General features: G+C 55.0%; 1 protein-coding gene (only partly in view). It reads left to right on the top strand.

Annotated features, from left to right (window positions below; all coding sequences use genetic code 11):
• Positions 1-16,230: the 3' portion of a pre-peptidase C-terminal domain-containing protein gene (locus tag SH573x_RS22495; protein ID WP_479350055.1), read on the top strand. Its footprint begins 15,789 nt before the window's first position; only the last 16,230 of its 32,019 coding nucleotides appear in the window; its start codon lies beyond the left edge, outside the window; it ends in the stop codon at positions 16,228-16,230.

The raw sequence follows: 16,230 nt of genomic DNA, 5'->3' as shown, positions 1-16,230 counted from the left end.
TCGTCGACAGGCGTGCGCACTGCCAGCAACCGCGCTGCGTTGCAAGCTCGCAACTCAGTAGAGACCAAGTTTGATGCGCCGCAAACCCTTCGTCGCGATGTGATTCTGGGTGGCTCGGGAAATGACCACTTGTTAGGTGGCAGCGGCGAAGATTGGATCTTTGGCGGCCAAGGCGATGACTACCTATCCGGTGGTTACGACCAGCAAGCCGAAGACTTGATCGTTGGTGGAACAGGCAACAACTACTTTATTCTGGTACCCGACGACTTGGCCACTCGCAACGGATTGTCATTCGACAACGGCAACAGCGACTTGTTTATCGGCAGTGAAGATCCTAATGACGTTGATCAGGTGTACTACGTCGGTGGCGGAGTTGGTATTCGCGATTTCGTAACCTTGGGTTTCGATCGTTTCTTGGGCCGCCACAAGGTATCAACGCTGGTGTGGGATACCACCAATTTTGGATTTGCTGCGGCCGATGGTGAATACTTGCAGCGATATGCATTCTTCCGCGCTATCGACATTGAGCGAACGGTGATCGATGGTGGTGATGATATCGACGTGATTCACGCTGACCCCGGTTATCTACTGGGAGGTGAGAGTTGGGGTATTAGTGGCGGTGATTTAGCTGCGGGCGCAACTGCCTTTAATCGACTCGTGTTGATGGGCGGCCTGGGTCCCGACCTGGTACTGGGCGGCGCAGGCTCGGAGTCGATTGTGGGTGGTCGGTTCGACGCCAGCGATTCGGATAGGAACTTCCTCAGCGGCGGCCTGGGCGACGATTTCCTACTCGGTGGCATCGCTCGCGATGTTATCTACGGCGGACGCTTCCCGTTTGAAGATGGGACTCTGCTAGCCGAAATGGATGACTTGAACATTCGGTTCGGCACGCCCGATAGCGGTCAGATCCCCGTCAACACGCCTCCTGCTGTCACACCATACGACGCAGCCGGTGATGCGTTTGATCGGGATGCTGATGATCGACTGACTTTCATTAACTTGCTCTCTTACCTGAACAACACGGCCGGTGTCAGCATTCCGAAGCCGGATCAACCTGTCAACATGGCCGATGCCTTCGCGTTTGAAGGTGTATCGGCAGGCGACGCCCTCTCCACCATCGCCAGTATCGGTGACTTTAACGGTGATGGCCTGGAGGACTTTATCGTCGCCGGTAATTCGCAGAGCGCGCAGAGCTATGTACTGTTTGGACCAGTGACCTCGAGCACCTTGTCGAGAATTAACACCACGCAGCCGGGCAACAAAGTCGCCATTCGCGGTGAGGACTGGGTCGTCAATCGCAATATATCTTCCAACGCCGATTTGACCGCTTCGTCTCCGTACCTGCGCGCAGAGGGCCGCGCCGACGAAGTCGTCGGGGATCGAATTAACTCGGTCTATCTGGGTAAGTATGTCGCATCCGGTGACCTGTTGGGCAATTCGTTGCAGGATCTGGTATACGCCGAAATCGTCGGCACCAACTTGATCGTGCGCATCTTGGCCGGTAACTCGTCGGCGGAACGCCGTTTGGCAACCGCGCAGAAGACGATTACGATTCCAACCGCCGGCTTTTCGAATGCACTGGATGATTTCAGTTTTGCAGTGCTGAACTGGAATGGTCAAGGACAAGATGAACTGGTGGTCATGGGCAAACCGCTGGCCGGGGCTACCGCTGATGCAGTTCGTCCCGCCGGATACTTGTTTGAAGGTGCTCTGCGCAATGCTAATGCCAACATCAATGCGACCAATGATGCAGCCTTCACATTCCAGACCGATGCGACCAGTCGCAATGATCTCCTGGCGGTTGGTCCATGGACAGCCGTGGCTACGGCCAGTCAGCTGACCGCGGTGGCTGTGGGTGACATTAATCAAGATGGCTACGAGGATTTGTTGATTGGCGATGCACAGTACGCCGCTTATGGTGCAGGTACTGCCAGCGAGAGCATTGGCCGCACTTACTTGGTCTTGGGACGTGGACAACTGCCAGCGGGTAACGTGCCAATTTTGGCAGGCTCGAGCGGTGCCTATAGCGGTCTGGCTCACTACGTCTGGCAAGGGCGAGGCTTGGGCAAATCGGTATTGGCAACTAGCGATACCAATCGTGACGGCGCTGCCGACTTCGGTTTTACTCGCAACTACGAGTCCGCCAGCCCAGTGGTGACGACGGCTGGAAGCCCGCTCAACGAAACTGGCTCACTCTTCATTTTGGGAGGCACACCGAACTACAAAGCCAGTTTTGCGCAGTTGAATGCAACTGGACCGTTCAATCCCAACCAGGGCGCTGACTCCGCTCAGCGAAACAGAGTGTTGGGAACTATGACCCACACCGCTAGCGTCGATGGTGAAGCCATTCCCCGCCAATCCGTGGTCACAGGTGATTTTGATGGCGATGGCCGCAACGACGTGATCGTATCGTCTGACAATTCTAACCAATCGCGTGTGTTCTACAGCTTTGCTGCCGATCCTCTATTGGCCTCACCGTCTGCTTTCCGCGCATTCAGCAGTCACAATGCGGTGCTAGGTGGCGAAACTGCCAACGGCGCTGATCAGTTCGGTCAGTTATCTCCGTCACCTTACTTGGACTTGGATAGTAACGGAATTTCGGATGTTATCATCGGCGCGCCTTGGGCAGATGTGAATACCGCCAAACCAGTGAATTTGCCAAACGATCTGGATGCTGGTCGGGTGTACGTGATCTTTGGTAGTGGACGCAGCACAAATCTTCCACCAAACCGACTGGAAACTACTCTCGCCAATCGCGAGATACCGCGAGCTGGGCTGTACCTGGTAGAACGTTCCGATGGTCAGCCATTCCGATACTACAATGCCCAAGATACGATTGTCGACGCCGAAGTTGCGGTGGAGATCGGCAATGTGCGTGCTGGTATCGCCCTGCATGCGGCTGCGACCGGCAGTGGCTACATCCTGCATAGCGTCGAAAGCGTTCATACACGCTTCCAAAATGAAGACGATGAAAACGATCAACTCCCACAAGACAGCAGCGATCACTTCTTGATCGTGCGTTTCAACGGAACTGGTTGGGAATACAGCAATGGAACCGACTGGCGACCGTTCAGCTACGAACTTTCGGATTCGCTGGTAGCTTCCGTCGCCTTTGATACTCATGCGGTCACAGCGTTGACTTATGGCCCGCGAGTCAATGGCATTGCGCAGGGTGTGGTTGATAGCGACCTGGTCTTCTATGCCGATAACGACTCCATCAATCCTCAGTGGGGACGATATTCAGTCGGCGGCCAATCTATGGCGTTACCAGGTATCGAGCGCTGGTATACCTTCTCGTTCCAGGGCGACGGTCAGATCGGTGATTCGATTAAACTGCGCGTTGTCAATGAGAACAATCAACCGATCAGCCGCCCGGCTCCCGCTCGGAGCTTCTCCAATCAAAGCTTCGAGGAGTCTAGCGCGCAAACAGCGGCTCATGCTTCGAGCGGCCCCATCTCGTATCGTGCACCCGATGCAACATTCCCAGATGGACTTTCAGGAACTCATCCGGGCGGAACAAATATCGTCGGGGTGGGTGGCAGTGGCGGAGTATCCGATCCAGAAAGTGCTCGCCGACAGTACAGCTATGTAATGTTCTTCCAGCTACCGGAGCCAGGTGATTCGCAGACGCTGACCGCTGCACAACTGGAGGTCCAAATCGGTGACAAGGTTGAAAGCCCCGTGTTTGGTTTCGACCTGGACCTTTACGGATTGGGCTTTGTTCAGACTCCTGAACTATCCACAGCCTGGCAGTATGCGGGCGCCAACGACACTCGTACCGGCTCCGACCTTGGAACTGGCATCGGCAACAGCGCGGTAACCAAACTGGCTGATCCACTTGTCAGCGAATCCACAGAACTGACCAGGCTGTCCTATCGCGGCAGTGCCCTGGTTCAATTCCTGCAGTCCCTGTATGCAGCTGGCGCTCAAGGTGGTGATTACGCGGTGTTCCGGATCAACATGAGCGCAGATGTGCCACCGGAAGTTAATGGGACTCCCTATTGGTTCTTGGGTAACGATAACGAACACAGTCTGCGAACCGTGTTCCGTCATGACGACCAGTCCGCAGGTGATCAACAAACCGCAGTGGAACTTGAACAAATCATCGACCCATTGCAGAGTGTTCTGCCGCTGAAGGTCGCCTCCGTTCTCCAATCAACCAATACGCTGCAGACAGCTCCCGACAACCAAGGTGTCTGGTCGGTGGGTGGTACGGATCCATCGACAATTCTACTGGATTTGGATCTATCGAAGATCTTTGACTTAGTCGAATCGCCGGAAGACTTGATCAGTGCAGCGTCATTCGGCTTTGACTACAGCCATCTTGGATCCGAACTGAATGGTTCGATCAAGATTGAAGTGCTTGACGAAGAGAGCTTTGGTGGTCTTAACACTGCGGACACCGCCGCCCCAGCGACACGATTCCGTAACGCTGCAGGCGAAAGCAATCTCATTACAAACGCATCATTCCCAAGCGTTGGTGGATCCGCCACATTCAATTTGCGTCAAGAGATTGTGGATGCAGTTGCAGCCGGCAAGACTCGACTGAAGCTGCGAATGACGTCGGACTTGGCCACTCCGCTCCGCGTTTATGCCAGCTCGATGCGTTTCGATTTGCAAACCAACCGACGCTTAGGCGTGGTAGGCGATCTATATGATTCGCAGGGACGCCGGATCGCCGGTGGTTTTGCGGCTTCATCGATTATCGACTTACGTTCGGTTCCGGCAGGTATATATCACCTGCGCGTCTACGATCCCTTTGCGGCGGCCCCGACAACCAATGATGAAGGCCATCGCCTGTTCGATCCGACCTACGATCCAGTGGCCAATCGCGGCAACCTATCGATTGGTTTAGAAATTGAAGCACCGAAAGTTGGCGATGCAGACGCACGCACCGACCGCGATGAACTGCGCGGCAGTAGCGGCACCGACTACTTGGAAGGCGGAGCCTATTACGATCGCATCTTTGGTGAATCCGACTTGGATACTTACAAGGCTGAGCCACTGGAGATTCGTGATCGCGGCTTAGGAGGTACGGAAACCCGCAATGACGTCGCCCCGGGTGAGTTGGGCTACCTGGTGGCTACACCTGATGACTTCGCCATCGTGACCTTCGTTGATCCGGTGCTACAACTGGCAGTTGCCAAGGAACTCGGCCTGGCAGTGCCCAGTGCCGCGGGTGGTCTGAGGTTGAGTCGACCATTGCAAGCCACGGACGTGACATCGCTGGTCCAGGTGAACCTGGATCCAGCCTCACTGGGTAGACTTTCGCCGCGGTACACAGTAAATAGCTCCACCGCAGGTCAGTTCGTCGACAGCAGCTTGATTGCTTCCAGTTCAATGGCAGTGGGCAAACGCTTGACGATTTACCCAGCCAACTCCAATAACGGCGTGCCTGTCGTGGTGACCAGCTTTAACTCGAGCAATGGCACAGTCGGCTATCGGATCGAAAACGGCAGCTTTACACCCGGCTCACAGGATACCTACCAGTACGCCGAGTACACGCTGACCAACCTCAAGGGCTTGGAATACGCAGTCAATCTCGAATATGTCGGCTTGTCCAATCAACGTGTTTCATCTTTGTCGGCAGTTGAGCCCGGCATTCGTTTGAATCGCGAAGAGCAAGGCGAATTGGGTTGGCGCAGTTTGAGGTTTGTTGATCTGGATGGAAATCCTCTGCAAGCCGACATGAACGAAGCTTATCCCCCGACGCCGATCGGACCGCTGCATGTGCTTAGTCGCTTGAGCCGGCTGGAGTATGTCAGTATCGATTCGCTCTCCGGTGGCGTAATCGAAAGCCTCAACGATGCAGATACTCTGCTCAGCAACGATCAGAATACATACTACGATTTGTCGTTTGCTGATCAGCTTGATCAGCTGCGTTGGCTCAGTGGACGTTACAACCAAATTGCGACTCATCAAGATGTGTTCCTCGCCTCGAGCTACGCCAGTGGTCAGACACCATTTGGTTGGTATCCGCTGGATGAGATCAGTGGGGAATATGCCAACAACCAGCGAACCTCGGGAGCGCCTTCGGCTGTTGTCTTTGGTGGAGTGTCGCAATCGGTCGTTGCGTCACCAGCACCCGGCGTCGAGAACAGCAATGTCGGCTCGTACTTGTTCGATGGCGTCGATGGCCACGTTGCCATTCCGATGCGCGTTGGTACCAACTTGTGGAAGAACTCCAGCGATAGTTTTGCCGTCTCGTTCTGGTTCAAGACCGACGATCAAAGCAGCGGCCTGTTTGCGCTAACTTCCGAAGCAGCCGTGCCCACTGCGTTTGGGGGTAGCCAAGCACTGCGAGTCTACCTGGAAAATGGTAAGGTCAATGCGAAGTTTGCCAATGAAGCAACGGCCGTTCTGAGCACCACTTATAACTCGCTGACATCCACTACAGATTTTGGGGACAACGATTGGCATCATGTCCTGTTGTCCTTTACCCGTACGACTGCAACTGCAGGTAATTTGCGGATGTATGTCGATGGCCTGGTGATGAATGCCAATGGTGCGCCATCTAACACCAGTCCGGCGGTCAGCGGACTGCCAACCAATCTGCAGTTCGCTCAACTTGGCTGGTCCAACGGTGATTTCTTGAATGGCCAGATCGACGAAGTCCGCATTTATCGCGGGCCCGCCAGCAATCTGCCTGATGATCAAATCGCCATTCTGGCCTCGGGCAATGAACGTTCATCGCAGAGTTGGAAGACCCATCAAAGCGGCCTGGCGACGCTGGCTGACAAGCGATTCTTGCAGGTGGTGGACCTCTCGCACAACCAGATCTCGGATGTGACACCGCTGACGACAACCAGTTATGCATACGACGACGACGGAGAGGTCGTAGCTTCCAATCCTTTGCGTTGGCTCGACCTGTCGCACAACTCGATCGCCTCGATCGATGCGCTGGCGGGCCAGTGGATCATCGACAATGGCGACGTTGGCTACAGCGAGACCGGACCTGCGTGGACTGGCGCCAGCGCCAATGGTGCGTTTGCCAGCGACTATCGCATGGTGCCAGCCGCTGGCGGTGAAGTTGCCGCAGTCTATACCTTTACCGACTTGCCAACGGTTGATGCTTATGGTCAACCGATCGATTACGAATTAAGCGTCACGTGGCCAGCCCATGTCAGTCGCACTTCGGCAGCCCAGTGGCAAGTGTCTGGAATTCTAAATCGCTATACGCAGCCGGCGTTAGAACAGTCTGTCATTACGCAACTAAACAATGAAACGTTGCCAGCTGCACTGCGGACGCAACTGAGCAGTCTGGGTTTAGTCTTTGATACGTTCGAGGAAGATGTTGTAGAGGTTGAAGCTGGCAAAGTATGGACGATTAGTGATGGGCTGAAGACCGTTGAATTGCGATCGAGCGAAGTTCAGCTGGTCATTACGCAGACGTCGGGAGTTCAGGTTCGGAATCAACAGACCAGCCCGCTAGACAGTATGTTTGCCGGTCGGCCCTGGGAATCGCTGGGGTACGTGGCCCCTAATGCTGCCGGATCATTGATTATTCGCTTGACCGATCAAGACGGGAACTTGATCCAAGGCAACCTGGCTGCCGACGCAGTCCGACTGTCGCGCCGAGCGTTGCCCAACCTGCGGGTCGCCAACTTGAATGCCAATCCGCTGGATGAGTCCGCGCAGACTCTCATCGCCAGTGGGTTGACCACGACTTACTCAGACGCCGAGGGCACCGGTCTGGTCGAAGGATTCAACTATGTGTCTGATTCTAATGGACCAGCTGTAGGACCGATTGACCTGCTAAGCTTCAATTCCAGCGTGTTCCTCAATAGCAAGGTCAATGCGACCTCCGTTGGATTTGACATCCTACGACCCTATAGCCAACCCACAGCGTCGACTCCATTAGCTGGTGGCCGCACCATCAATGTCTATCCTTTTGCGGATCGAATTGAAATCACCGCCGCCTATCCTTACACCAATGGCGGCGCTGATATTGGAGACAGCCTTTCAGCTGCGTTCTCGACAGGATTCAACGCGTCAAGCAGTGTCTTTGCACGCTCGTATGCTCTCGGTGATGGCACTTATTCGGCAAATGACGTTGATATCTTCTCGTTCACTGTGGCTGCTGGCCAAACGGTGACAATTGAAACGGCGCCTGTCAATTGGGTGAACGTCGATACGATCCTGAGACTGTTTGACTCCAGCGGTCAGCAGTTGGCGGTTAGCGACGATGAGGGATGGAACAATCTATCCAAGATAACCTATACGTTCTCGGCTGCTGGCACCTATTACGCCGGTGTCTCTGGTTATTCGAATGATGGCTACGACCCCAGCGTCCCCAATAGCGGTACGGGTGGTGCGGTTGGCTCGTATGTCATGACGATTGCCAATGGCTTGAGCGCGAGCGTCAATTGGTCGACCGGTGGCGGAGTTTTCTACGACCAACCGTTCCGCTTCGCCAACGTCGGTGGCGTGGCGACCATGTATGTTGAAGGCAACGTGCGCATCGGCGCGGATACCATTCGCATCTATGGCAACGTACCGTTGTCGATCGTCGTTGGCGGTGACACCTACTTAGACCCAAACACTGTAATTAACGCGTCGGCAGAAGCATCACAAGGCTTTGCTGGTGGTGGCAGTGGTGGGGGCGGTGGAAGTGGCGGCATTGTAACTGGGGTTACAGGGAGTTTAGGTGCCGGGGGACTTTATCAAAACAATGGTCGAACCGGGGGAGGTGGCGGCTTTTGGCAGGGAAATCGCGGAATTGATTACGCCCTATACATAGCAAATTCGAGTATTGATAGCGCGCATGACATCGGATCGACATTTAATACCATTAATTCTCAAGGTACCAGAAGTCAGTTCGGACTTTCGCATACTGGAACATACTTTGGCTATCAACAGTACGCATTTGTGCAGATAGACACCCCCGGCACGTACACCTTCTACACAACTTCGGACGATGGATCAAACTTGTGGATCTACAACAATCAGTGGACTCAGGTGGTTAATAACGATGGGAACCACGGAGCAAGAGAACGCTTTGGAACGATGAACTTCTCCAGCGCGGGCTACTATGCAATTTGGGTGTACTACTACGAATACGAAAGCGATGAAACTCTATCCGTATCGTACTCGGGACCTGGTGTATCAAAGCAACAGATTCCTCAAAGCAAGCTCTACCGTAGTGAATATGATTTTGCCACAGGGTATTCTGCACGATCTGGAGATTCGGGAAATTCTGGTAGCAGCGGATTTGGAGGCAATTCTGGCGTTAGTGGACCAAACGGCATCGCGGGATCCCCTGGCAATACTGGCTTTAATAACAGTGGTGTCGGAGGCGGAGGAGATCGCGGAACTGGGGGCACCAGACTCACAGGCGAGACGTTTGGCAATGGAGGCACCGTAGGCGGTGGTGGAACGTTTGGAGCAGGTGGCTTTACCTACACCAACGGTACACGAGTTGGAGACTACAGTGTCGCTCGCAATGGCGACAACGGATTGCCAGGTGGCCCTGGGCGCGACGGTAAAGGAGGCAACAATGGCCTGCATGGTTTGGGTGCAAACAATCTAGTCTCTGGACTGAGCCTCTCTGGAGGAGCAGGCGGTGGCGGAGGTGGTGGTGCCGGAGGCGGCCAAGGCGGTGGAGGTGGTGGTGCCGGAGGCGGTGGCGGTGGCGGTGGCCAGGGTGGCGGTAATCCAGGGTTGTGGGGATGGAGCGGCGGCGCAGGAGGAAAAGGAGGCTTTGGCGGCCATGGTGGAATTGGTGGCAGTGGCGGTAATGGAAAAGCTGGCGGCGGCGGCGGCGGCGCATTTGAGATCATTTCCCTAGGCTATTCATCGATTCAAGGAAATCTCCGGGCACGCGGTGGAAATGCAGATCTCACTCGAGACACGGGCGATGGGCAAACCAACCCATATGTTTACGACGACAAAAACGGGAACGGACAACAAGATGCTGATGAACCCAATTTAGGGCGCGGAGGGGGTGGGGGACGTCCAGGCACTCCAGGAGCAAGCGGCACTGGCTTCAACAGCGGCGGTAATGGTGGGAACGGTGGATCCGGAGGCACGGGTGGCCTTGGTGGTACTGGCGGGGACGGTGGTTTGGGAGGCGGGGGCTCCGGTGGCACGGTTAAACTGGCGGCAAGCGTCTTGAATTCATCGACAGTAACCGTCGACTCTTCTGGTGGCACTGGCAGCAACTCCGGAGGTGTTGGCAGGTATGTATATGCTTCCAATGTGTCGATAGGCACTCCTGGGAATCGAGCAAACACACGTTTTGAGGACTACCTAGGAAGTGTCGCGGCTGACCGTTTAGAGTTGTCAAGCGAAGAGATTTACGGCTCTAACCCATATGTAGCTCAATACACTCCTAACATCGCCGGCTTGGCTGGTGGTGGTGAAGCCTTTGGACTGCTGCCAGATTCCATCAGCAAAGTCTTCAATGATCAAGCCATATTTGGTTCAGCCCCTGATAACGCAGCTTTCGCAGCCATTCGTTTAGAAGGCGCTTGGGGATTGGAAGGCGCCTTGGCTAGCCAAGGTTATGCCGGCTATGACATGGTACTGCTGGCCAACTTGTCCGATGTGGGCTGGAACAATACCAGCCTGGGTGTCGGCAACCGCACAGTACGACCACTGCTGGTCGGCGGTTGGCAGACGGATCCACGCTTTGGCTACACCGGCGATAACATTGTTAGCGCTGACACACGCGTCCTAGGCAGCTTCGCCTCCGGCGCCATCTACGCAGTATTAGTTCCCGAAGCCGAAACGACTCTTACCGTCGGCGCTAATATCGTTAACGGTTCCTACAAACAAACTACGTTCTCGATCGCAGACAACGACGTTGTCTACATCACCAACTCACTCGTCGTGCCCTTCACGGCCAGTGATGCTGATAACGATAGCCTGGTATTTACGGCTGATGCTTCAGAAGCCAGCGTGCATATCGCTATTGCTGGTAATCAGATGACTATTACGCCGGAACCCGGTTACCAAGGCATCTTCGAAGTTGAGTTGACGGCCAACGACCGTTCGGCTGCAGGACAAGTCGATTCAGGCCGGTCGTATACCGAACGCTTTGAAGTCACCGTGGGTAAAGCTGTCGTCCAGGCTACTCAGTACGAAGATCTAGACGGTAGCCTGAGCTTTGATACGGGCGAAGAAATCGAAGGTGCAGTGCTGCATGCCGATATCAATGGCAATGGCATCATCGAACCTGGCGAAGTTTTCGTCACCAACAATCAAGGGGTAGTGTCAGCCGTTAATCTACCTGCCTTTATCAATGACGTGCCGATCTCGAACACGCTTAGCTCCGATGCAGGGGATACGCTGTCAACGGCTTACGCCTCCGGCTTCACCTCCAACTCGTCGGAACATCGTTTCAGCGCACAACTAGGCGACGGCGCGTTCACTACCAGAGACGTCGACCTCTATGCATTTACCGTTACGGCAGGCGCAAGCGTGGTCTTTGAGACCAGTCGTACCTCCGCAGCCGGCTCTATGGATACCATGCTGCGGCTGTTTAATGCCAGCGGCCAAGCCTTGCAACTGGATGACGACAGCGGTGAAGGCTACTTCTCTAAAATAACCTACACGTTCGCGACTGCTGGTACTTACTTCATCGGCGTATCCGGTTACCCGAATTACAGCTACAACCCAAACAGCGGCGGTAGCGGCGCGCCCGGGGCGGCTGGTAGCTATACATTGTCCATGAAGCGGCTGGGCATCGGCACTGGTTTGAATATGCAATGGGTCAACACCAGCTCTGGTGATCCACCCGCAATACCAAACATCTCTGCCGCGGTCGGTCAGATCATCAACATTGGACCAGCGAGTATCTTGCGCTGGGTCAAGCTGGATGAGCCATCAACGGGCAACGAAGGCAATAGCTTCACCGTCGGTGGAATTATTAGCCGTCCCGAAGGAGCGAACCTGCTGGAATACCGCTGGGTACTGCTTAACTCAAGCGGACAAGAAATCACACCCGCTGGCCAGGCAGACTGGCGACAAGTGGACGCGAGCATCGACACGCTAGCACCACAGTTGGAGTTCTTCGCAGCCAACCAAGGCGTCTTCAAGGTCCAACTCGAGATTCGTGGTCGACGTGCAGGCAACGCCGAGTTTAACTTCGCTGACAGCACAACGGTCACGGTTGTGTCGTCCAGTCCAGTCATCGACCTAGGCGCGGACTTCACGATCGAAGAAGGGCGCGAGCAAGCCTGGCCCGGTTTGCTCGATAATCTTTCCAGCGACGTGTGGCGCGTGCAAATCGATGCCGATGGCGATGGCGTTTTCGAACAGTCCTTCGATACAGCCAGCGCGCTGCGTGACTTCAATTACTCCTGGAGTCGATCCTCGGCCGGACTTGCAGTGCCCCTGCGCGTTCGCGTTACCGATCTAGACGAGAACGTCGTGGCCGAAGACGAAGTCTTGGTAACCGTTAGCGATGCACCACCCGTGCTCGCTGGCTCGACGGTTTTCAATATCCCCGAAGGTCAGTCGCTCGCAGACCTGTTGCAATTCCGTGACGGTGACGATCAATGGACCGTCAACGTTGTCTATTCCGACGGCGCTGCCGAAAACGGTTTGATTGCTGCCGATCCGGATAACGAATCCATTAAACGGGTTACTCTGTCGCGTGTCTTTGGCAACGAGCAAACATTGACCGCCAGTGTGACCATCAACGATTTGTCTGATGGTACCCAGGCATCCTTCGAAATTACGATCAACGTCTCAAACTCCGCGCCGGAACTATTCGGAGGTATTCAAGCATCAGGTTCGTCGTTATTGCCGGACCAAGTTGTCTTTGATGAGGCATTGACGCAAGACCCAGGTTGGTCAATGACCGGACCTTGGGAATTTGGTGTGCCTGTTGGCAATGGCGGAACCAAGTCCGGAAGCCCCGACCCAACGACGGGAGCAACTGGTGACTTTGTACTAGGCGTCGCGCTGGCGGGCGATTATGTGACGCTACCGGACGGTCCTCAATACCTGACCTCTGAACCCATTAACCTCATTGGCGTGTCCAATCCCCAGTTGCACTTCCAACGCTGGTTGAATATTGACTTTCAACCTTTTGCTAAAGCCACGATCGACGTCTCTGCGGATGGTGGGGTCACTTGGCATACGATTTTCGAGAATCCTTTCGCGACAGCGATTACTGACAATGCCTGGCAGCCAGTCTCCTATGATCTCAGTGACTTTAGCGGTACGTCAGCGCTGATTATTCGCTGGGGCCATGAGGTATTCAGTGGCGCCTTCGAATACTCTGGCTGGAATATCGATGACATCAGTATTCGTGGTGACCTGACACTTGTTGACGAACTAGCCGATGTCCAGTTTTCGATCGGAGTAACCGATGTTCCGGCCGATACGCTCACCTACGAGTGGGACTTTGATTACGATGGCACGACCTTTACCGTTGATTCAACTGTAGCCAGTCCGACTCACCAGTTCCCAGGTGATGGTCGTTACCTGGTAGCGGTGCGCGTCAGTGATGGAACCAGTTCCACGGAGATTGAAACCCGCGGCTACCAAGTTCGCAACGTCGCGCCGGCCATCGCCTCCGATCAGGTGCCAACGGTCTGGTTCGAAGGGGACACGATTCTGGTTGATGGTACGTCGCTAGTTCGCGATGTGGCGACGGATACCGTCTCGTATGAATGGGCCTTGTTCCTTCAAGGCGAATCAGTCCCGCTGTTTGTTTCAACAGACGCACTGTTTAGCTACACCCCGACTAATGAAGCGGACTATCGTTTGGAACTGGTCGCCAGCGATGGCACCGCGTCATCCAACGCTGCTTGGGACCTGAGCGTATCCAATGTGGCTCCGCGATTCGAACTCGCCGTGACTGGTTCACCCATCGAAGGACAACTGCAAACGATCAGCCTGGTCGACTTCGTCGATCCTGGTACCAGCGAGACCTTTACCTACACTTGGACTCTCATTGCACCCACGGGCGCTGCCACAACTTTGTCGGGGACGACTTCTACACAATTCGTACCCTCGGATGAAGGCACCTACTGGGTAACACTGCAAGTTGACGACGGCACCGATGTGTTTGTGCAAACGCTGCCAGTTGTCATCACCAATAGTGATCCAGTCTTGACGAACCTGTCCGGTGGTTCGGGTACCGCCACTGGCGAACCGCTACTGCTCAGTGGATCTGTGGCCGATGCGGGCAGTTTGGATCAGTTGACTGCCATTGCCAGAATCCGGCTGCAGAACAACGCCGCCCGCGGTGATGACCAGCCGATTGTTCTGCCGCTGGAACTCAGCGCCAGTGGGTTTGTGCTGAACCACAAGTTTGCTGTTAGTGGTCAGTATGAGATCGAAGTGGAAGTGCGCGATCTCGATGGGGGCGTGACGACGCAGACGCTGATTCACAATGTCGATGTCGATGCGGCTCAGGTTTCCACTAATTCGCTCGTTACCGCGGATACCAATCCGCCTCTGTCGGGCGCGGTGGATGATCCAACCGCGACGCTCATGGTCTCCATCGGTGGCTTCGAAATTCCAGCTATCAACGATGGCAATGGCAACTGGTCCTTGCCCGACAACAGTTTGCCTGAAACGCTCAGCTCCGGACGCCACCTGGTGCGCGTCTTGGCGACCGATACCGCGGGCAATCAATCGACGGCTACCGGCAATGTAGTGATCGTGCTGCATAGCCCGACTGCGGTCAGTTTGAATCAACAGACGATTGTGGAATCGGCAGACACCGCTGCCGCAGATTTGCTGTTCGGGAACTTGAGCGCGATTGACCAGGACGATGCAGACGTGCATGCCTTTGCACTGGTCGCTGGTGCTGGTGACGTGGATAACGCCCGGTTCGTTATTAGCGAAGATCGCATTCTGCTTCGCCAAGGCGAAGTGCTGGACTACGAAACGCGTCCAACCTACTCGGTGCGTGTTCGAGCCACTGACTTGATTGGCAACGCGGTCGAGACCGTACTGACTTTGAATGTCCAAGACGTCGAAGAGAGCGTCAACCTTTCAGCCAACAATGCGAGCGTTCAGGGGAACGTGCTGTCCAGTATTACCAATTCGGGAACCTGGTCGGGTGAAAACCCAGCCAGCATTACACTTTCCGCGTCGCTAGGAGCAGTGGTGAAGAACGCTGATGGCACGTGGTCTTGGAGCTACACGCCTTCGCAGATGTTGAGCGACCAAGTCGTGACGATTACTGCCAACGATGGCTCAAATAGCGTTACAACCAACTTTACTCTCAGTGCGTTAGTGGCGATCACCAATCGCAAACTCTTCTACAACAACAGTAGCTTTGAATCGGTTGGAGGCATCAATGGTGCCTTGGATACGAACAAAGTACTGCTGCGATCAGGAGCAACAACTCAGCTTACCAGCTTTGCTAATGTTTCCAGTTACACGCGCGGCATTAACGGAGTTGTGTTGGACATCGCAGGTCTGGTGGCTGGGTCGCTAACGGCTAGTGACTTCATCTTCCGCGTTGCTCCTCCAGGTGCTTCCGGAGTTGTTAATCCGAGCACCTGGGCCAATGCACCGGCGCCTAATGCGATCGTAGTCACTGCTGGAAATGCGACGACTCCGGCCCGCGTCAGAATTGAATGGCCCGATAACGCGATTCAATACACTTGGTTGCAGATCGTGCTACGGTCGAATGCCAACACCGGTTTAGCTACCCCGGCTGTGTTCTATCTGGGCAGTGCGCCGGGTGAAATCAACGGTGCAGCGCCTTACCGCATCACCGGCGCGGACCTCTCACTGGTTCAAGCTTCTATCTCCAACGCGTTGGTAGCCGTCACCGAGGCGCGCGACGTGAACAAAGATCGTCGCGTTACAGGTGCGGACCTGTCTTACGTTCAAGCTCGCATCTCCAATACGGTTCGACTGAACAATATCACGATTCCGGCAGCCGGCTCAGCGGCCGAAGGCGCCGGTGGCTCGGGACTACGGCCTCAAGACGCTTCCTCAATCGACAAACTATCGGCTGACGTCACGCCCAGAATATCCTTGGCAGCGGTGCCCGGAATGATGGCCGAAGGCGAAGCAGCTCCGCTGGTCAACCGTCGCGATTGGGAGTTGCCACATGCTTCTCAACAAGCAGTTCCTGAAGCTCTACAGCCAGTGAATGCCTGCCTGCCGTATGCCGCTAACACATCGGAAGCGGCCCTCAGTGAACCGCAGGTTCATGCAACCGAGTATCCATCAACTTCGTCAGAGCATAGTGGCGATGTCGATGCGTTCTTTAACGACATGCAGAATCTGAATCAGCGATGGTTCGATCTCTAA

Source organism: Rania fehmarnensis, assembly GCF_056494185.1.
This window is presented reverse-complemented; position numbering and strand designations above follow the sequence as displayed.